Here is a 16987-nt window from a genome sequence, read left to right as displayed (position 1 = left end):
CTTCTTTCCGCCGCGTTCAAACACGCCGGACGCGCCTTCCAGCAGAGCGCGTTTCCAACTGTGGATCATCGTGGGATGGACGCCAAATTGGCTGGCAAGTTCAGCCGCAGTTCGCTCACCCTTCAAAGCCTCAAGCGCGACTTTCGCCTTGAACTCGGGCGAGTGGTTCTTCCGTTTCGACATCTCTGATCTCCTTTTCGTCGAAGATCAGCAGACAACAAATCGTAGCTTACGTCAGTGTCCGAAATTCAGGGGGTAGCTCAGTCTTCCTGCTTCGACCCTGAGGTTCCCATCGATATGTGGCCGCTTGATCCTGACCTCAAACCCGGCCCTGACGGCATCTACGACCAGGATGAAGTCCGCGCGAAGGTCTGGAAGAAGCCGATTGAACAGATCCGGGTCGGCGACCTTGTTGTGTCGTTTGACGACGACGGCAACCTCGTCCCCGGTCCCGTGACCCGCACCTTCCAGAACAACGCCAAAATCCTGCTGAACTTCCACGGCACGCGCGTGACCCCCGGCCACATGTACTACCGCCCGGACAGCAAGAAGTCCTACAAGTTCGAAACCCTGATCGACGTTCTGCGCGATGATGGTGTGATCCAGCATCAGGACGGCAGTCTGATCCGCGCCGCCACCAACGTGCCTGTCGGCGGTCCGCGCGACGGTTTTGTCAAAGCGGTCACCGGCCCCCGCAGCGCGGATGGCAGTGTTGATGCCAAGGACCAGGGCCGCATCCGCCTCGGCACCCGTTTCCTTGTGGGCGAGGGCAAGACCCGCAAATCCTGGGCCGTGGCGGATCTCATCGAAGCTGGCGGCGGTGTTGTCGGTGATGACGAGTTGATCCGCGTTGGGGATGGCCCCGGCATCCCTTTCCATTGGGAATTCGGCGATACGCTGCCCAAGCCTGAGGACTTTGTTCTGGCCTGTTCCGGCACCACGCTGGAGGACATCTACAAAGCCGCGGAATGGGAAAGCCAGGGCCCGCGTCTGCCCGCACCCATGGTGCTGGATCGCGGCCCCGTTCAACCGCTCAAGGGTGCTGCACTGTCGGCGATGCCACGGAACGAGCCGCTTGACGTGGTGCATTCGCCCATGGCCTCGGCAAAGCCACAACGCACTCTGAACCGCAAACAGCGCAAGGCCTTGGAAGCCCGGCAACGCAAAGCGGCCAAGTCCGGCACACGGATCGCGGGTTGAGAAATGAGCCCCAGGGACATCAAACCCGGCGATACGGTCAAAGCCTTCTGCCCCAGTGACTACGGGTTCAGAAAATTCGAGTGGGTCAAACAGCCCACTCACATTCCCGAGCCACGCAAGCAGACACTCTATGGCATTGAGGTCGTGGACATGCACGGCAACCCTGCGCCTTTCTTTGCGCCTCCAAAACCATTCAAGGCTCGCTCAACTGACGGGTACGAAGATCATGCCTTATCATGACAAAAACCGATCCTATGCCCCAAACGTTTTGTCACGGGGTTTTGGAACGGCTAACACCTTGATCACTCGCGCAGAGATTGAGCGTGACAAAAACGACCGTTTTATTTTTCATCACCGCTGTAATCTCAAACACCACTCTCGTTGAACCAAAATGATCAGGCCGTACAGGGATGGTTCTCGAGTGCTGGTAGCGGACAGAAGCTATAGGATTTACTCTCGCGTTGACTGTGAACGCGAAGCTGTTGTAATTGTACACTTTTACGGCCCGAGGAGAAACATGGAATGATAAGATCGCGTTCCAGTGCAAAGACGTGTTGTGGCTTTCCATACAAGCAAATATTTTGACGCCAAGAAATGAGGAGGTGTGCGTGCTTCGTATTGGAGATGTAGTGGCTACTTTGGCAGGTAAGGCCAAATTTATATTGTTAGCAATTCTGGCAATGACGGCGTTCCCAAAAGACCGTTTGCATGCAGAAAATATAGCTATTGACTTCTGCGAATACCGTTCTGTCGAGTTGGCTTCGGAAAATTACGGCGAAATATTGCGCAAACTGACGCAAACGATCGTAATTAGTAAGCATGAAGGCGATATAGACTATGCGGAATTGTGCGCAAAGAGGCTCGTTGAATTTTCCATCGAAGCTAAAGAGGCCCAATGGACTGACAAAATTTCAGTGCTCTTGCTTTTAACAGATGTGCTGAAAGAAGGAGACGATCCGCATGCAGCAGAGGAGTATTATCTGATCGCAGCTAGTTTATTTCCTGAATCTCCAAGCAGTTCCGGTGCGGAAATAGCAATGTTTTCTAGTTCTATTGCCGACTATCTTTTTTCTACGAGAGACATGCGAGCTCACGATGCCTACCGTAGTTTGATAGAGCTTGCACATTGCAACTCAATTATAAAATCGGCCTTGCCAACATACAGGAAAAGAATGGCGTTATCTATGGAATGGTCTGGCCGGAATGGGGAAGACCAAAATTCGAAAAGAGATTGCCCAAGCATTGATTATTTTTCAAGCTTACTGGATTGAAAGGGGTGAACAGTGACGATTCAAGATGCTCAAGATCTAGGGTCAGGACCCATTGATTTCCGTTTGGCTGCGTGATTCACGGTTCGAAAATCGAGCGGTGACCATGTCTGATCTTTTCTGGCTGACGGATGCGCAGATGGCGCGTCTTGAGCCTTTCTTCCCCAAATCCCACGGCGAACCACGCGTTGATGATCGACGTGTGTTGAGCGGCATTATCTTCATTAATCGCAATGGGTTGAGATGGCGCGATGCCCCTTTGGCGTATGGCCCACACAAGACGCTCTATAACCGTTGGAAGCGATCGAGCGACAAAGGCATCTTCGCCCGGATGATGGCCGGTCTGGTTGCCGAACACGGTGAAGAGAAGACCGTGATGATCGATGCCACCTACCTGAGGGCCCACCGTACCGCGACCAGTTTGGGCGTCAAAAAAGGGGGCGTGGACGCCTGATCGGTCGCACCAAGGGCGGCATGAACACCAAGTTGCATGCCATATGCGACAGCCGGGGACGTCCGCTCAACCTGTTCATCACCGCCGGTCAGGTCAGCGATTACATTGGTGCGCGGGCACTGCTGAGCGGCCTGCCGGATGTCGATTGGCTGCTCGGGGATCGTGGCTATGACGCCGATTGGTTCCGGGAAGCGTTGAAAGACAAAGGGATACGCGCCTGCATCCCTGGCCGGAAGCAGCGGAAGAAACCGGTTAAGTACGACAAGCGTCGTTACAAACGGCGCAACCGGATCGAGATCATGTTCGGCAGGTTGAAGGATTGGCGGCGTGTGGCAACCCGCTACGACAGGTGCCCGAAGGTCTTCCTGTCAGCAATCGCCCTCGCAGCACTCGTTATCTATTGGCTATGAGTCCTGACCCTAGCTACCGCGATAGGTGGAATAGCTGAATGGCGACAGAAGCAGGGGCACGTGGTAGTGCGCGGTCGCGTCCGACATGCCAAAGCGGATCGGGATTACGTCGAGAAACAGCGGTTCGGGTTGGTCGCCGCCTTGGGCACGAAGGTAGTCGCCGGCAAAAAACTCAAGTTCGTAGGTTCCGGTGCGGAACGTATCCTGTGGAAGGATCGGATTGTCTGTGCGGCCGTCGGAGTTGGTGGTCACTTGCACCAGTTCGGTGCGGTCAGAACCATCAATCCGGTAGAGTACGATTTTCATTCCAGCAGCGGGTAATCCCGACGCGGTGTCGAGAACATGGGTAGTCAGATAACCGGCCATGAATATCTCCGTTTTCCATTTTAGGGCATACCGTTCGGTCGGAATTGGATTGGAGTTTCACTGTTGCATGGAAACCGGTGCTGCCGCTAGTACGGCTGATTTTGGAAACACTGTCTTGATTGATTTGAAAATCCTGATGCAATTTCTGGGCTATTGATTGAATAGTCGAAGATATCCGGAGACCCAGGACACATGACCCCGCCCCGTTACCCCCGCGACATGATAGGTCATGGCGCGACGCCGCCCGACGCGAAATGGCCGAACGGCGCCAAGGTCGCGGTGCAGATCGTGCTGAATTACGAAGAGGGTGGCGAGAACTGCACATTACATGGTGATGCGGCGTCAGAGGCGTTCCTGTCCGAGATCGTTGGTGCGGCGCAGTGGCCGGGCCAGCGGCACTGGAACATGGAGTCGATCTACGAATACGGCGCGCGGGCCGGGTTCTGGCGCTTGCACCGGCTGATGAAGGATCTGCCGATCACAGTTTATGGCGTCGCCACTGCACTTGCCCGGTCGCCCGACCAGGTGGCGGCGATGAAATCGGCCAGATGGGAGATTGCCAGCCACGGATTGAAATGGGTTGAGCACAAGGACATGGCCGAGGACGAGGAGCGCGCCCAGATTGCCGAGGCGATCCGGCTGCACACAGAGGTGACCGGCTCGCGCCCGCGGGGGTGGTATACGGGGCGGTGTTCGATGAACACCGTGCGGCTGGCGGCGGAGGCGGGGATGGACTATGTCGCCGACACCTATGACGATGATCTGCCCTATTGGCGCAATATTGACGGGCGGGATCAGTTGATCGTGCCCTATACGCTTGATTGCAATGACATGCGGTTCGCCACCCCTCAGGGATTCAATTCGGGCGACCAGTTCTATTCCTACCTCAAGGACAGTCTTGACGCGCTTTACGCCGAGGGGGTCGCGGGCGCGCCCAGGATGATGTCGATCGGGCTCCATTGCCGCCTGATCGGGCGGCCAGGACGGGTGATGGCGCTGAAGCGTTTCCTTGACTATGCGCGCGGGCTGCCGGATGTGTGGTTCGCCACGCGCCTGCAGATTGCCGAACATTGGGCCGCGAACCATCCGCCTGTTGCAAGGCCTCGCCCCTCTCGGATGAGTCGCGATGAGTTCGTGTCGACCTATGGCGGGGTTTTCGAACATTCGGCGTGGATTGCCGAGCGCGCCTATGAGCTTGAGCTGGGTCCGGCGCATGATACAGCGGGCGGAATACACAATGCTCTGGCACGCATGTTCCGGTCGGCATCGGACGAAGAGCGTTTGGGTGTTCTGACTGCGCACCCGGATCTGGCCGGCAAGCTGGCGCAGGCCAAGCGGTTGACGGCGGAGAGCACCTCGGAACAGGCCTCGGCGGGGCTGGATGCGCTGACCGATCAGGAACGCGAGACTTTTTCCGATCTGAATACGCGTTATGTTGGCAAGTTCGGCTTCCCCTTCATCATCGCGGTGCGCGACCATGACAAGGCGTCGATACTGGAGGCGTTCCAACGCCGGATCGAACAGGGTCGGGAAAAGGAGTTTTCCGAGGCCTGCCGTCAAGTCGAACGGATCGCCGAATTCCGGTTACGGGACCTTCTGCCGTCATGAGCGAGCGTATCATGATCGAGCCGATCTCGGCCGGGGCATTTGCGCCTTTTGGCGATCTCATCGACACGTCGGGCGATCCGGACAAGATCATCAATCAGGGTCAATGCGGGCGGTATCACGACCGGGCGCAACTGGATTTTGCGGATGGGCGGGCAGGGATCAGCCTGTTCGATGCCACCCCGCGCAAATTGCCATACCAACTGGATCTGGTGGAACGCCATCCGGAGGGCAGTCAGGCCTTTGTGCCGATGAGTCACCAGCCCTTTCTGGTCGTCGTCGCCGAGGATGAGGGCGGCAAACCTGGCCGACCGCGGGCATTTCGGACCGAGCCCGGACAGGTGGTGAATTTCCACCGCGGAACGTGGCACGGTGTTCTGACCCCGCTGCATGCGCCGGGCCTGTTTGCCGTTGTCGACCGGATCGGAGGCGGCGCAAATCTGGAAGAACACTGGTTCGACACACCATACGAGGTGGCCGACCCGTGATATGAAGCCGCCACAGAAGCGGCAAGGCCCCCATGAGATCTGATAGGGAGGACAGTGAGATCATGGCCGATACTTCGATAGGAACGCCGGAACAGCTTCGCGATCCGGACTACACACCCGCCTTGCATAAGGCGATTCCACTGGGCATCCAGCATGTGCTGGCGATGTTTGTGTCAAACGTGACGCCCGCCATCATCGTTGCGGGCGCAGCCGGTTTCGGGTTCGGTTCGAACTCGCCGGACTTTCCTCAGCTTCTGTACCTGATCCAGATGTCGATGCTGTTTGCCGGAGTCGCCACCCTGTTGCAGACGATTACGGTGGGGCCAGTGGGTGCCGCGCTGCCTATCGTGCAGGGCACGAGTTTCGCCTTCCTGCCGATCATGATTCCGCTGGTTGCGGGCAAGGGTGTTGACGCGCTGGCCGCCTTGTTCGGCGGCGTCATCATTGGCGGGCTGTTTCATGCCTGCCTTGGCACGGTAATCGGCAAGATCCGCTTTGCCCTGCCGCCCCTGGTGACCGGGCTGGTGGTCACAATGATCGGTCTGGCGCTCGTTCAGGTCGGTATTCAGTACGCTGCAGGGGGTGTTCCGGCGATCGGAACGCCGGAATACGGCTCGATGTTGAACTGGTCGGCGGCGCTGGTGGTGATTGTGGTGACACTGGGGCTGAAGTTTTTCACGCGCGGCATGCTGTCGGTCTCGGCCGTACTTGTGGGCCTGGCCGCCGGGTACGTATACGCGCTGATGGTTGGAATGGTCACATTTGAAGCCATTGGTACCAGCTGGAGCCGGGCTGCGGCTTTTGCGCTGCCGGTACCCTTCAAATACGGGTTCGAGTTTTCGGCCGCCGCGGTCATCGGGTTCTGCCTGATGGCCTTCGTCTCGGCGGTGGAAACCGTGGGCGATGTATCGGGCATCACCAAGGGTGGCGCGGGGCGCGAGGCGACCGACAAGGAGATTGCCGGGGCGACCTATGCCGACGGGATCGGTACCGCCGTTGCGGGGCTGTTCGGGGCCTTTCCGAATACCTCGTTCAGCCAGAATGTGGGGCTGATCGCGATGACCGGCGTGATGAGCCGTCACGTGGTAACCATCGGTGCGTTGTTCCTGATCCTGTGCGGGTTGGTCCCCAAGGTGGGCGCAATCATCCGCACCGTACCAATCGAAGTGTTGGGTGGCGGAGTGATCGTGATGTTCGGCATGGTTGTGGCTGCCGGTATCTCGATGCTGTCGGACGTGAACTGGAACCGGCGCAACATGGTGATCTTTGCGATTTCGCTGTCCATCGGGCTGGGATTGCAGCTTGAGCCGGGTGCCGTCCAGCATCTGCCGGATACGGTGCGTATCCTGATGACCAGCGGGCTGTTGCCGGCGGCGCTGATCGCAATCGTTCTGAATCTGGTTCTGCCACAGGAACTGGCGGAGGAGGCGACCGAAGAGGTGTCTGGCGGTATGGCGGGGCACGGTTCGGGCAGTCTGACGGGAAAATAAGGCTCCCGCCTTTACCCTTCGCATCAGGAGGTGCGAAGGGTGCGAGTTGCGCCGGGCAGGCCCGCAGGCCTGACCGCGTGCTGCGGTCGTGGCTGGATCAACCGGCGGCCATCAGGCGGGCGACGTCGAGCATGCGGGCGGAAAAACCCCATTCGTTGTCGTACCAGCCGAACACGCGCACCTGATCCTCACCGATCATCCGCGTCTCTGGCCCGGCAATGACCAGCGATTCCGGGCGCGCGCGCAGGTCGGAGGAGACCAGCGGCATGTCGGTCCATCCCAAAACCGGGGAGGCCTCTACCCCCTCGCGCAGGGCCGCCTCAAAAGCGTCGGCACTCATGCCGTGTTCAAGTCGGACGACCAGATCCACGGCCGAGACGCTGGCAGTTGGCACCCTTACGGCTGCGCCTGAAATGCGACCCGCCAGATGCGGCAGTACGGTGTCAATAAGATGCGTCGCGCTGGACGTGGTAGGCACCATTGACAGCGCTCCGGCGCGCGACCGGGCCAGATCGCCGCGCGGTGCGTCCACCATGGGCTGGCTGTTGGTGTAGCAATGGATTGTCGTCATATGCGCCGATGCAACCCCGGCGATTTCGTCGATCAACTTGGCCAGCGGCGCTAGCCCGTTGGTGGTGCAGGAAGCGTTCGAGACGATCCGTGCATTGCCCAGGTGATCCTCGTTGGCGCCCAGAACGATGGTCACTTCGGCAGCGGGTGAGGGGCCCGAGATCAAGACCTTGCCTGCCCCAGCGGTCAGGCCGCGTCCCGCCACATCCGAAGTGCGCGCGATGCCGGTGCAATCCAGCAGAACGTCGACACCCGTCAAATCCACGCGGGTCAGATCGTTGCTGTGGGTCATCGGGATTGATCGTCCATCCACGACCAACGCTTCGTCGCCTTCCAGAACGGTGCCCGGAAAGGGGCCGAAGGTGCTGTCGTATTTGAACAGATAGGCACAGGTTTCCAATGGTGCGATATCGTTGATCAGCACCAGTTCAAGTCCCGAATCCTGCCGGAGCGCCAGAAGCTGCCGCAGGATCGTGCGGCCGATGCGGCCGAATCCGTTGATCGCAAGTTTCATGCGCCAAGCTATGGCAGGAGCGTTGACCGATCTCAATGGCCCCTTGCAGCCGCTTCGTCAGTTACAACTGACCTGGGAAAAGAACTGTCCCGAGATGTTCTGGTACATGCTGGAATAGATCGCGCGGCACCCCGTGGCCTGCCTGATCGCGGCCATGGCCTGAATCGTGCGCAAACGCGGTGGCGGGCCGAACGGATTGAGGTTGTTGTTATCGCGCGTGGCGCGATAGATCACCGGCTCGTCCGACACCTGGGTGACGGCCCATGTCCGGCTCATCACGTGGACAGTGATTGCTTCGTCCTTGGCCATGGCAGGGGGTGCAAGGGCGGCAAGGGCGGCTAAGACGGCAATGGAAATGCGCGGTTTCATGAATTCAACTCCTGATCAATGCGGGCGCTCTTCCGGATTTGAGCAAATTCGGCGCTGCATGTGAAGGCTTGACACGAATTGGCGTCCCTTTTGCGGTTACGCCACCCCCTCGGTGCGAATGCGTATGGTCTTTCCGCAATGCTTGCAATGCACGGCATCTGCGTCGTGCAGGACAAGCCCGCAGGTGCCGCATTCCTGTCGAACTTTCGTTGGGCGAAACAGCACTTGAAGCAGGCGCAGGAACAGCGTGACACCAAAGATCATCACACCCACCGCCAGCATCCGACCCCACGTGCCGGTCAGGGTGATGTCGCCAAACCCTGTCGTCGTGAGTGTGGTGACGGTGAAATAGAGCGCATCGGCATAGTTGCCGATCTGCGGATTGATGCCGGATTGCGTGGCATAGATCAGCCCGGTCATGATGAACAGAAAGACGCCGAGGTTGATCGAGGCCAAAACCACCTCTTCGTTTTCGCGGAAGAACTTGAAATCCTGACGCAGCCGTATCAATAGCTGGTAGGTATGCAACAACCTCAGCGTTCTGAGAATGCGCAGGAACCCAAGACCTTCGCCCGCGATGGGGGCCAGAAAGGAAAAGACCGCGATGATGTCGGCCCATGTCGCCGGGCGCAGCAGAAAGCGGCCCTTGTCGGCTTCCAGCCAGACACGGATGCCGAAATCGGTCAGAATCAGCAGGCCGAAAACCGCGTCGGTGATTTCGATCGCCAAAGTGTGCGGGAAGAATGACGTCACGATGACGAAAAGGATCGTCGTGATGTCGAAAGCCAAAAGCGCATAACGGAACCGGTGCGCCTGTGGCGTCGTTCCCTGATACAGGGATCTGATCTTGGTCAGCACTTGCTTTGCCATTCGACAGCATCGGTCTGATTGCACCCTGGCGCCCGATCCGAAACCGGGCGGCCAAATGCAAGGAAACACTGGAAGGACCTGATTTTCAACCGGTATCACCGCCAGCCGATCATGGCAAAACCGCCCGTCTGCCTCTAGCGCCCCACCAATGACAACGGCATATGACGGTTTACGTCCTTGTAAAGCAGATAGCGGAACCGGCCCGGGCCGCCCGCATAACAGGCCTGCGGGCAAAAGGCGCGCAGCCACATGTAATCGCCCGCCTCGACCTCGACCCAGTCCTGATTAAGGCGATAGACGGCTTTGCCTTCGAGCACGTAAAGCCCATGCTCCATCACATGGGTTTCGGCAAAGGGGATCACACCGCCCGGCTCGAATGTGACGATGGTGACGTGCATGTCGTGACGCAGGTCGGCAGGGTCGACAAAACGGGTGGTGGCCCATCGCCCCTCGGTGCCCGGCATCGGGTTGGGGGCGATGTCGCGCTCATTTGTGATGACCGGATCGGGGGCGGGCAGGCCGGGCACAGCCTGGTAAGCCTTGCGTATCCAGTGGAACCGGGCCACCGGGCCAGCGCGGTTGTGCAGGCTCCAGTCGCTGGCGGGCGGGATATAGGCGTAACCGCCTTCCTCCAGCACATGGTCTTGTCCGCCGATCGACAGCGTCACCGCGCCTTCGACGACAAAGATCACGCCTTCGGCGCCGTCATCTGTTTCCGGTTTGTCGCTACCGCCGCCGGGCTGCACTTCCATGATGTATTGCGAAAACGTCTCGGCAAACCCGCTGAGAGGGCGGGACAGGACCCACAGGCGCGTTCCTTCCCAAAAGGGCAGAAAACTGGTGACGATATCGCGCATCGTGCCCTTGGGGATCACCGCATAAGCTTCGGTGAACATGGCGCGGTCGGTTAAAAGCTGGTCTTGCCCAGGATGACCGCCGGTGGGCGCGTAATAGGTTCTTTGTGCCATAAATGCCTCGTTGGGTTTCCGGCGCACTATGCCGGGAAAGAACTGGCGGTCCTAGCGCTGGCAGGCGGAAAGGTTTCTTCGGAATTATTTGAAGATTTTGGTGCAGGGCTTGGACATCCCGACAGGTGCGGGATATCCTTGAGGACAAATGGAAATCATGTGTGAGGCAGTCATGAAAAAATGGATTTGCACGACCCTTGTTGTCATGACGATCGCGGTCACGGCGCCGGTGGCGCAGGCGAAGTCCCTGTCACGAATGGTCGCCGAACTGGGTCTCAGCCCGGCAGATTTCGAGATCATGGGAACGGCGGCAAACTCGTTGTTTGCCGGCGGTCGGCCCTCGACCGGGCAAGAGGTCGCCTGGGCCAATGACGACACCGGTGCAAAAGGTACAGTGCGGGTGCGCGAGATGCGCGACAACTGCGCCCAACTGCAATATGTCTTTACGCCCGGTGGCGCGGATGCCTCGCGCGAGATCCGCACCCGGCGCTGTCTGGACGCCAATGGCAAATGGGTTCTGACGCCCTGACACACAAGATTGACGATGTGACGTTCGAATGATTTTGACGAACGGCACGAATCTTTTATTCATGCAGTCAAGGCGGCGTTTCGAGCATGGAGCGGTGCCAGGAAAAAAACAGTCCAGAGGAACAAGGGACATGAAATTTACTGAAGAGCACGAATGGCTGGACGCCGATGGCGATTTGGTGACAGTGGGCATCACCGCCCACGCGGCCGAGCAGTTGGGCGACGTTGTGTTTGTCGAACTGCCCGAGGTCGGCACCGAGGTCGGCAAGGACGATGAGATCGTGGTGATCGAATCGGTCAAGGCCGCTTCCGACATTCTGGCACCTCTGGATGGCGAGATCGTCGAGGTCAACGAAGCACTGGCTGACAACCCCGGCCTGGTCAACGAGGACGCGATGGGTGATGCGTGGTTCTTCAAGATCAAGGCGTCCGATTTGTCGCCGATGGACGACTATATGGACGAAGCGGGCTATAAAGACTTCATTAGCTGACGCAAGAAAACACGGCTGCGGGCGGCGGGCCGGGCCCGCCGCAACTGAACGCATCTCGTTTTCGTGACCTGGTCCGGCCCGGTTTCGTGCTAGATTGCACTCCTGATGCAGGGAGGTGGGTGATGGACGGAAACCCAGGACCGGAACGCCGGAAATCGGCGGGCGAATTCGATCAGCGTATTCTCGAAATTTTTGACGGCTACGTGCACGGACAGTTGTCCAAGCGCGAATTCATCGCGCAGGCGGGCCGCTATGCCGCCGCGGGTGTCACTGGTGCGATGTTGCTGGAACAGCTACAGCCGAACTATGCGCTGGCACAGCAAGTCGCCCCCGACGATCCCGCCATCGAAACCATGGTTGTCGACTATGACAGCCCCGAAGGGCATGGCGCGATAAAGGGTCTGATGGCGCGCCCCATGGGGCAAGAAGGTCCGTTGCCGGCCATTCTGGTCGTGCACGAAAACCGCGGTTTGAATCCTTATATCGAGGATGTGGTGCGCCGTTGCGCCAAGGCCGGATACCTTGCCTTTGGTCCCGACGGGCTGACGCCGCTAGGTGGCTATCCCGGCAATGACGACGACGGCCGTGCCATGCAAAGGACGCTGGATGGCGGCAAGCTGATGGCGGATTTTTTTGCCGCCTTCGAATTCCTGCGCGACAACGAAGGATCGACAGGCAAGGTCGGCGCGGTCGGATTCTGCTACGGGGGTGGCGTCTGTAACGCGCTGGCCGTGGCCTATCCCGATCTGGCGGCGTCAGTGCCGTTTTACGGGCGGCAGCCGGCGGTCGAAGATGTGCCTTCGATCGAAGCGCCGCTGATGATCCACTATGCCGGATTGGACGACCGGATCAACGCGGGCTGGCCTGCGTATTCCGAGGCGCTCAAGGCCAACCAGAAGGTTTTTTCGGTTCATTTCTACCCGAATGTGAACCATGGTTTTCACAATGACACCACGCCGCGATACGATGAAGCGGCGGCAGAACTGGCCTGGGCGCGGACGATGGATTTCTTCGGCCGGAAACTGGGCTAGTACCCCCTCCGGCGGTCCACTTCGTGCAGCAGCGGCTCGCCGGTAGTAAGGCGGCGATAGTTTTCGGCCACGTCCTTCAGCGCATCGCCCAGATGCCAGCCCGACACATGCGGCGTGAGGGTGACACGCGGGTGCGACCAAAGCGGGTTATCGCTGGGCAAGGGTTCCTGACTGACCACATCCAGAACGGCATGACCCGGACGTCCCTGATCCAGCGCCTGCATCAGGGCCACTTCGTCGATCAGGTCGCCACGCCCCGCGTTCAACAACTGGCTGCCGGGTTTCATTGCCGCCAGAAGGCTGGCGTCGAACAAGCCATGGGTGTCGGGGGTCGAGGGCAGGATGGCGCAGACATGGTCACACTCCGCCAGCATGGCCGGCAAACTGGCCCGTCCGTGATGGCAATCGACCCCGTCGATGGATTTCGGCGAGCGGCTCCAACCTTTGACCTGAAATCCGATGTCGCGCAGCATGCGTGCGGTGCGCCCGCCGATATGGCCAAGGCCCAGAACGCCCACGACCGTCTCAGGGGTATAGACCGGCTCTACCGAATTCCAGACGGCCTTGCGTTGATCGGCTTCGTGCTGAGGCATATTGCGGTGGGTGCGCAGGATATAGGCCAGGAACCACTCGGCAATCTCGCGCGCCGGGGCGTCGGGTTTCAGCCGCGTCACGCGCACATGGTCAGGCAGGGCCGGGTGGCGCACGATGGTTTCCACCCCGGCCCCCAGTTTTTGCACCAGTTGCAGGTTGGGCAGGCGCGCAGGCCCTTCCGGGTTCAGTGATACCACCGCCGCCATCGCGATTTCGCCGGGGTCACCGATGGCATCGGGCGTCCGCACATCCGCCCCGGGCAGCGCTGTGCGCACCTGTTCGGCGATCTCTGCATTGCTCATCCAGCCCGATATCCCGGTTTCGATCAATAGCGCCATGGCTTGCTCCTCCCTCTTGTTCCGTTGCGTGAGGTATCGTCACGCAACTGGACTTTCCCGGCGCAGCTAAGCCATCCTCACAGCCAAGGTAAACCCTGGTGCGGCCGTTCGAGGAGAAAGTTTCATGAACATGACATTCGCCATGCGTGAGGAAAACCGTAAGCTGCTGGGGCGCGTCGCGGACATGGTGCGCAACGAGATCATGCCGTTGGAAGAGGAATACCAGGCCGAAATCGGCAAGGGCGACCGCTGGCAATATACTGAACGCCAGGCGGAAATCCTCGAAGGGTTGAAGGCCAGGGCCAAGGCGGCGGGGTTGTGGAATTTCTGGCTGACCGACAGCGACAAGGGGTTTGGGCTGACCACCGTCGAATACGCCTATTTTGCCGAAGAGATGGGCAAGACCCCGTTGGGGGCCGAGATTTTCAACTGCTCTGCCCCCGACACCGGCAACATGGAGGTGTTCGAACGCTACGGCTCGGACAAGATGAAGGAAGAATGGCTGAAGCCGCTGTTGGAAGGCGAGATTCGCTCGGCCTATCTGATGACCGAACCGGACGTGGCCAGTTCGGATGCTACCAATATTTCGATGTCCTGCGTTCGCGATGGTGACCATTATGTGCTGAACGGCGAAAAATGGTGGTCATCCGGCGCGGGTGATCCGCGCTGCAAGGTCTATATCGTGATGGTCAAAACCGGCGGCGATGACCTGCCCAAGCACAAACGCCAGTCGATGATCGTTGTCCCCGCTGAAACACCGGGTATCGAGGTATTGCGCGCGATGGAGGTTTACGGCCACGACGACGCGCCGCACGGGCACATGCATATCAGCTTCACCGATGTACGCGTGCCTGTCGAAAACATTCTATTGGGCGAGGGGCGCGGGTTCGAGATCGCGCAGGGCCGCCTTGGGCCGGGTCGCATTCATCATTGCATGCGCGCCATCGGACAGGCCGAGATCGCGCTGGAACGCATGTGCAAACGCTCGCTGCAGCGCGAGGCGTTTGGCAAGAAGCTGGCGCAGCTTGGGGCGAACTACGACATCGTCGCCGAGTGCCGGATGGAGATCGAGATGGCGCGCCTGCTGTGCCTCAAGGCTGCGTGGTATATGGATCAGGGCGATGCGCGGGCGGCAGCACCGTGGATCAGTCAGATCAAGGTGGTGGCGCCGCGCGTGGCGCTCAAGGTCATTGACGAGGCGGTGCAGATGTTCGGCGGGCAGGGAATAAGCCAGGACACACCGCTGGCGATGGCCTGGACCCATGTGCGCACCTTGCGGCTGGCCGATGGCCCGGACGCGGTGCACCGCCGGCAGGTGGCTCGGGCGGAACTCAAGAAATACACGCAGGAAAAGATCTGAAAGGCAGGGGATGACGAATAAAAACCCGTCATATTTCCGGCAGGGGCCAGACGGTGAATTCATTGCAAACGACCCCACGCGCGGGCCGTGGTCAGCCGACCACTGCCATGCCGGCCCCGTGACCGGGCTGGTGGCCCGTACTGCCGAGCGAGAGGTGGGGCCGGATAAGATGCTGACGCGCCTGACGCTCGACGTACTGCGTCCGCTGCCCCTCACAGGTCTCAGGGTCGCGGTGGAAACGGTGCGGCACACTCGCACTCTGGCGACCACCCGCGCCGAGGTCAGGGATCTTGACGGCACTCTCTGTGTCAGCGCCACGACCATGCATCTGGTGCGCAAGGCTATTGGGCCAGTTCCCACTGCAAGCGTTCCGGCACCGGATTTCACAGATGCGATACCAGGCCATTTCCCGATCCGGATTGCGCGCCACGACCTGCCGTTCTTTGCACAATTCGTCGATGTCCGGTTCCCAAAGGGGCAGTCCCACGATCCCGGCCCCAAGACGATCTGGATGCGCGCACCGTCACTTCTTGAAGACGAAGAGCAGTCACCGGTTCAATCGCTTTGCCCGTTGGCCGATTGCGGCAACGGGATATCCTGGAATTGCCCACCAACGGAATTGGGTTTCATGAACACCGACCTCAGCGTGCACATCCACCGCGAGCCGGTCTCGGACTGGCTTGCCTCGGAAACGGTGTCGCACTGGCACGACAACGGTGTCGGCATGGCGCAGGCGGTGCTTTACGACACCCAAGGCCCGGTGGCGACGGCCTTGCAGACGCTGGTGCTGTTCCCCCCTGCATAAGGTTATTCGGGCGCTTCGAGAAGCGCGATCATCTCGGAATACCCGTGCGCCCGCGCCAGATCCAGCGGTGTGGCGCCGTTTCGATCGGGGATGGTACGATCCGCTCCCGCCTCAAGCAGCAGGCGCAGCACGTCCTGATGGTCTGGCCCGCCATCACCCAGAACAACGGCTTCGATCAACGCGGTCCAGTTGAGATTGTTGACATGATCCAGCGGCGCGCCGGCATCGATCAGGCGACGAACGACTTCGACATGGCCCAGATGCGCCGCGGCGATTAGGGCGGTGCCGTCATAGGGGCTGGTGGTCAGGCCCGGATCGTTGCCCAGCTCGATGGCCAGAGACATCAGGTTGGGATCATCCGCCACCGCCACGATCGTCACAACGTCATAGGCCTGTCCTTCCAGCGCATTCATGTCGGCTCCGGCCCGGGCCAGTTCGCGCAGGGCCTCGTCCTGTGATGCGTAAGCAGCTACGTGGGCAGGTGTTCGCCCCCGCCGGTCCCGGGCATTCAGATCGGCGCCTGCCGCAGCAAGGCGCGCGATTTCGGCGACATCCCCGTTATGGGCCGCCCGGTGCAACCCTTCATAACCCGCGATTTCGGCGGCAGACGGGGCGATCTGGGCCTGCGCGCCGGTCGCGCTCAGGGCAAGGATCAGAAAAACGACCAGTTTCGTCATGTCGTGCCTCACTTACATGTCCGTGACAGGGGGGGCGACCCGATTTTTGGGTGCACCCGAGGCCCAGTATTGCAGAATCCGCGCGATGCGCACAGGTGTCAGCTGGATCTGGCCTTGGTCTGGCTGCGGATATACCGGGCAGCAGCTTGGGCTGTTGGCGGGGCGTTCTCGGTCAAAAGTCCGATTTGCCAAGCCAAACGCAGCGCGTCTATATCCGTGTTTATCACGGCCAGCCGGGATGCATATTCGGACAGGCATTGCTCATGGAGGTCCTGAGCACCCGGAAGCGCAAGCAATTCGGCCAATCTGGCCCGTGTTGTCGCAAGCATCGGCAGAATGCGCGGTTCAGGCACCGTGTTCCAGTTCCGCTCGACCCAATAATCCAGCCCGATCTGCTTGGTCATGTGGTTGGGCAAACCGCGCTGCCGCTTGACAAGAAACTCGTCGAGCGACCGAAGCGAGTAGTGGTTCAGTCCGACCTGTTCCACGCCTCTGTTCATCCCGTAAAAGCTGATGCGGGCGTTCTGCCGGGCAAACGTGTCTGGCAATGGCAAACCGTCCGGCCCCAGCCATTTGGGTGTGTTTGACGAG

20 protein-coding genes and 1 pseudogene are annotated in these 16987 nt (G+C 59.8%); 12 read left to right on the top strand and 9 right to left on the bottom strand.

The features are described from left to right. On the bottom strand, positions 1-183 hold a 183-nt coding region (locus AC2FLX_RS20225), incomplete at its 3' end, for a transposase (protein WP_496875515.1). Between the two features lie 54 nt (positions 184-237). Between AC2FLX_RS20225 and AC2FLX_RS20220 the strand changes: the two genes are divergently transcribed. The 4 genes from AC2FLX_RS20220 (at position 238) to AC2FLX_RS20205 (ending at position 3332) form a co-directional block, all read left to right on the top strand. Further along, positions 238-1200, top strand: coding sequence for a hypothetical protein (locus AC2FLX_RS20220; protein ID WP_496810651.1), 963 nt, complete (start codon positions 238-240; stop codon positions 1198-1200). A 3-nt stretch (positions 1201-1203) separates the two neighbouring features. After that, positions 1204-1440, top strand: a complete 237-nt coding sequence (locus AC2FLX_RS20215) for a hypothetical protein (RefSeq protein ID WP_496810650.1) — start codon at positions 1204-1206, stop codon at positions 1438-1440. A 368-nt stretch (positions 1441-1808) separates the two neighbouring features. Then, the gene (locus tag AC2FLX_RS20210; protein ID WP_496810649.1) at positions 1809-2471 is read left to right on the top strand and encodes a hypothetical protein; all 663 of its coding nucleotides are present in this window, start codon (positions 1809-1811) and stop codon (positions 2469-2471) included. Positions 2472-2574: 103 nt separating this feature from the next. Further along, positions 2575-3332, top strand: a protein-coding gene (locus tag AC2FLX_RS20205; protein WP_496810648.1) for an IS5 family transposase whose coding sequence is annotated in 2 segments (ribosomal slippage) — positions 2575-2911 and positions 2911-3332 — 759 coding nt in all. Because the reading frame shifts where the segments join, the coding sequence is not laid out codon by codon here. A 9-nt stretch (positions 3333-3341) separates the two neighbouring features. On the opposite strand, the gene uraH is transcribed toward AC2FLX_RS20205, so the two are convergent. Next, positions 3342-3698, bottom strand: coding sequence for a hydroxyisourate hydrolase (gene uraH, locus AC2FLX_RS20200; protein WP_480749578.1), 357 nt, complete (start codon positions 3696-3698; stop codon positions 3342-3344). 192 nt (positions 3699-3890) lie between these two features. Between uraH and puuE the strand changes: the two genes are divergently transcribed. The 3 genes from puuE to AC2FLX_RS20185 all read left to right on the top strand — a co-directional run bounded on the left by puuE (position 3891) and on the right by AC2FLX_RS20185 (position 7281). Then, positions 3891-5306 carry an allantoinase PuuE gene (gene puuE / locus AC2FLX_RS20195; RefSeq protein WP_496810647.1) on the top strand — a complete coding sequence of 472 codons (1416 nt, stop codon included), beginning with the start codon at positions 3891-3893 and terminating at the stop codon, positions 5304-5306. Next, a complete protein-coding gene (locus tag AC2FLX_RS20190) occupies positions 5303-5791 on the top strand; it encodes an ureidoglycolate lyase (RefSeq protein WP_496743677.1) in 489 nt (162 codons plus the stop codon). Before puuE ends, AC2FLX_RS20190 begins: the two co-directional genes overlap by 4 nt. Positions 5792-5853: 62 nt before the next feature. Then, positions 5854-7281 carry a uracil-xanthine permease family protein gene (locus AC2FLX_RS20185; protein WP_480749575.1) on the top strand — a complete coding sequence of 476 codons (1428 nt, stop codon included), beginning with the start codon at positions 5854-5856 and terminating at the stop codon, positions 7279-7281. A 97-nt stretch (positions 7282-7378) separates the two neighbouring features. Here AC2FLX_RS20185 and AC2FLX_RS20180 read toward each other — a convergent pair whose 3' ends face one another. The 4 genes from AC2FLX_RS20180 to AC2FLX_RS20165 all read right to left on the bottom strand — a co-directional run bounded on the left by AC2FLX_RS20180 (position 7379) and on the right by AC2FLX_RS20165 (position 10572). Beyond that, positions 7379-8365, bottom strand: coding sequence for a type I glyceraldehyde-3-phosphate dehydrogenase (locus tag AC2FLX_RS20180; protein WP_496810646.1), 987 nt, complete (start codon positions 8363-8365; stop codon positions 7379-7381). A gap of 57 nt (positions 8366-8422) precedes the next feature. After that, positions 8423-8734 carry a hypothetical protein gene (locus AC2FLX_RS20175; RefSeq protein ID WP_480749573.1) on the bottom strand — a complete coding sequence of 104 codons (312 nt, stop codon included), beginning with the start codon at positions 8732-8734 and terminating at the stop codon, positions 8423-8425. Between the two features lie 96 nt (positions 8735-8830). After that, complete coding sequence (locus AC2FLX_RS20170) at positions 8831-9604, bottom strand: ion channel (RefSeq protein WP_496743680.1); 774 nt, start codon at positions 9602-9604, stop codon at positions 8831-8833. A 134-nt stretch (positions 9605-9738) separates the two neighbouring features. Then, entirely contained in the window at positions 9739-10572 is an 834-nt protein-coding gene (locus AC2FLX_RS20165; RefSeq protein ID WP_496807906.1) for a bifunctional allantoicase/(S)-ureidoglycine aminohydrolase, read from the bottom strand. 172 nt (positions 10573-10744) lie between these two features. Here AC2FLX_RS20165 and AC2FLX_RS20160 point away from each other — a divergent pair, with 172 nt between their 5' ends. The 3 genes from AC2FLX_RS20160 (at position 10745) to yghX (ending at position 12622) form a co-directional block, all read left to right on the top strand. Beyond that, positions 10745-11101, top strand: coding sequence for a hypothetical protein (locus AC2FLX_RS20160; protein ID WP_496810645.1), 357 nt, complete (start codon positions 10745-10747; stop codon positions 11099-11101). 130 nt (positions 11102-11231) lie between these two features. Beyond that, the gene (gene gcvH / locus AC2FLX_RS20155) at positions 11232-11591 is read left to right on the top strand and encodes a glycine cleavage system protein GcvH (protein WP_496743686.1); all 360 of its coding nucleotides are present in this window, start codon (positions 11232-11234) and stop codon (positions 11589-11591) included. Positions 11592-11713: 122 nt separating this feature from the next. Further along, complete coding sequence (gene yghX / locus AC2FLX_RS20150) at positions 11714-12622, top strand: YghX family hydrolase (RefSeq protein WP_496810644.1); 909 nt, start codon at positions 11714-11716, stop codon at positions 12620-12622. Here yghX and AC2FLX_RS20145 read toward each other — a convergent pair. Continuing rightward, complete coding sequence (locus AC2FLX_RS20145; RefSeq protein WP_496810643.1) at positions 12619-13554, bottom strand: 2-hydroxyacid dehydrogenase; 936 nt, start codon at positions 13552-13554, stop codon at positions 12619-12621. The genes yghX and AC2FLX_RS20145 overlap by 4 nt on opposite strands. A 124-nt stretch (positions 13555-13678) precedes the next feature. Here AC2FLX_RS20145 and AC2FLX_RS20140 point away from each other — a divergent pair, with 124 nt between their 5' ends. Further along, positions 13679-14914 carry an acyl-CoA dehydrogenase family protein gene (locus AC2FLX_RS20140; protein ID WP_496743692.1) on the top strand — a complete coding sequence of 412 codons (1236 nt, stop codon included), beginning with the start codon at positions 13679-13681 and terminating at the stop codon, positions 14912-14914. Between the two features lie 10 nt (positions 14915-14924). Beyond that, positions 14925-15719 carry a thioesterase family protein gene (locus AC2FLX_RS20135; RefSeq protein WP_496810642.1) on the top strand — a complete coding sequence of 265 codons (795 nt, stop codon included), beginning with the start codon at positions 14925-14927 and terminating at the stop codon, positions 15717-15719. A 2-nt stretch (positions 15720-15721) separates the two neighbouring features. On the opposite strand, the gene AC2FLX_RS20130 is transcribed toward AC2FLX_RS20135, so the two are convergent. Next, positions 15722-16396, bottom strand: coding sequence for an ankyrin repeat domain-containing protein (locus tag AC2FLX_RS20130; protein WP_496810641.1), 675 nt, complete (start codon positions 16394-16396; stop codon positions 15722-15724). 98 nt (positions 16397-16494) lie between these two features. Beyond that, positions 16495-16987: pseudogene (locus tag AC2FLX_RS20125) on the bottom strand (glycosyltransferase family 2 protein); the annotation flags it as partial.

The sequence above is a fragment of the Ruegeria sp. YKSF57 genome, from assembly GCF_059612585.1.
Note: the sequence above shows the minus strand (reverse complement) of the source record. Positions and strands in the feature narration are given on the sequence as shown.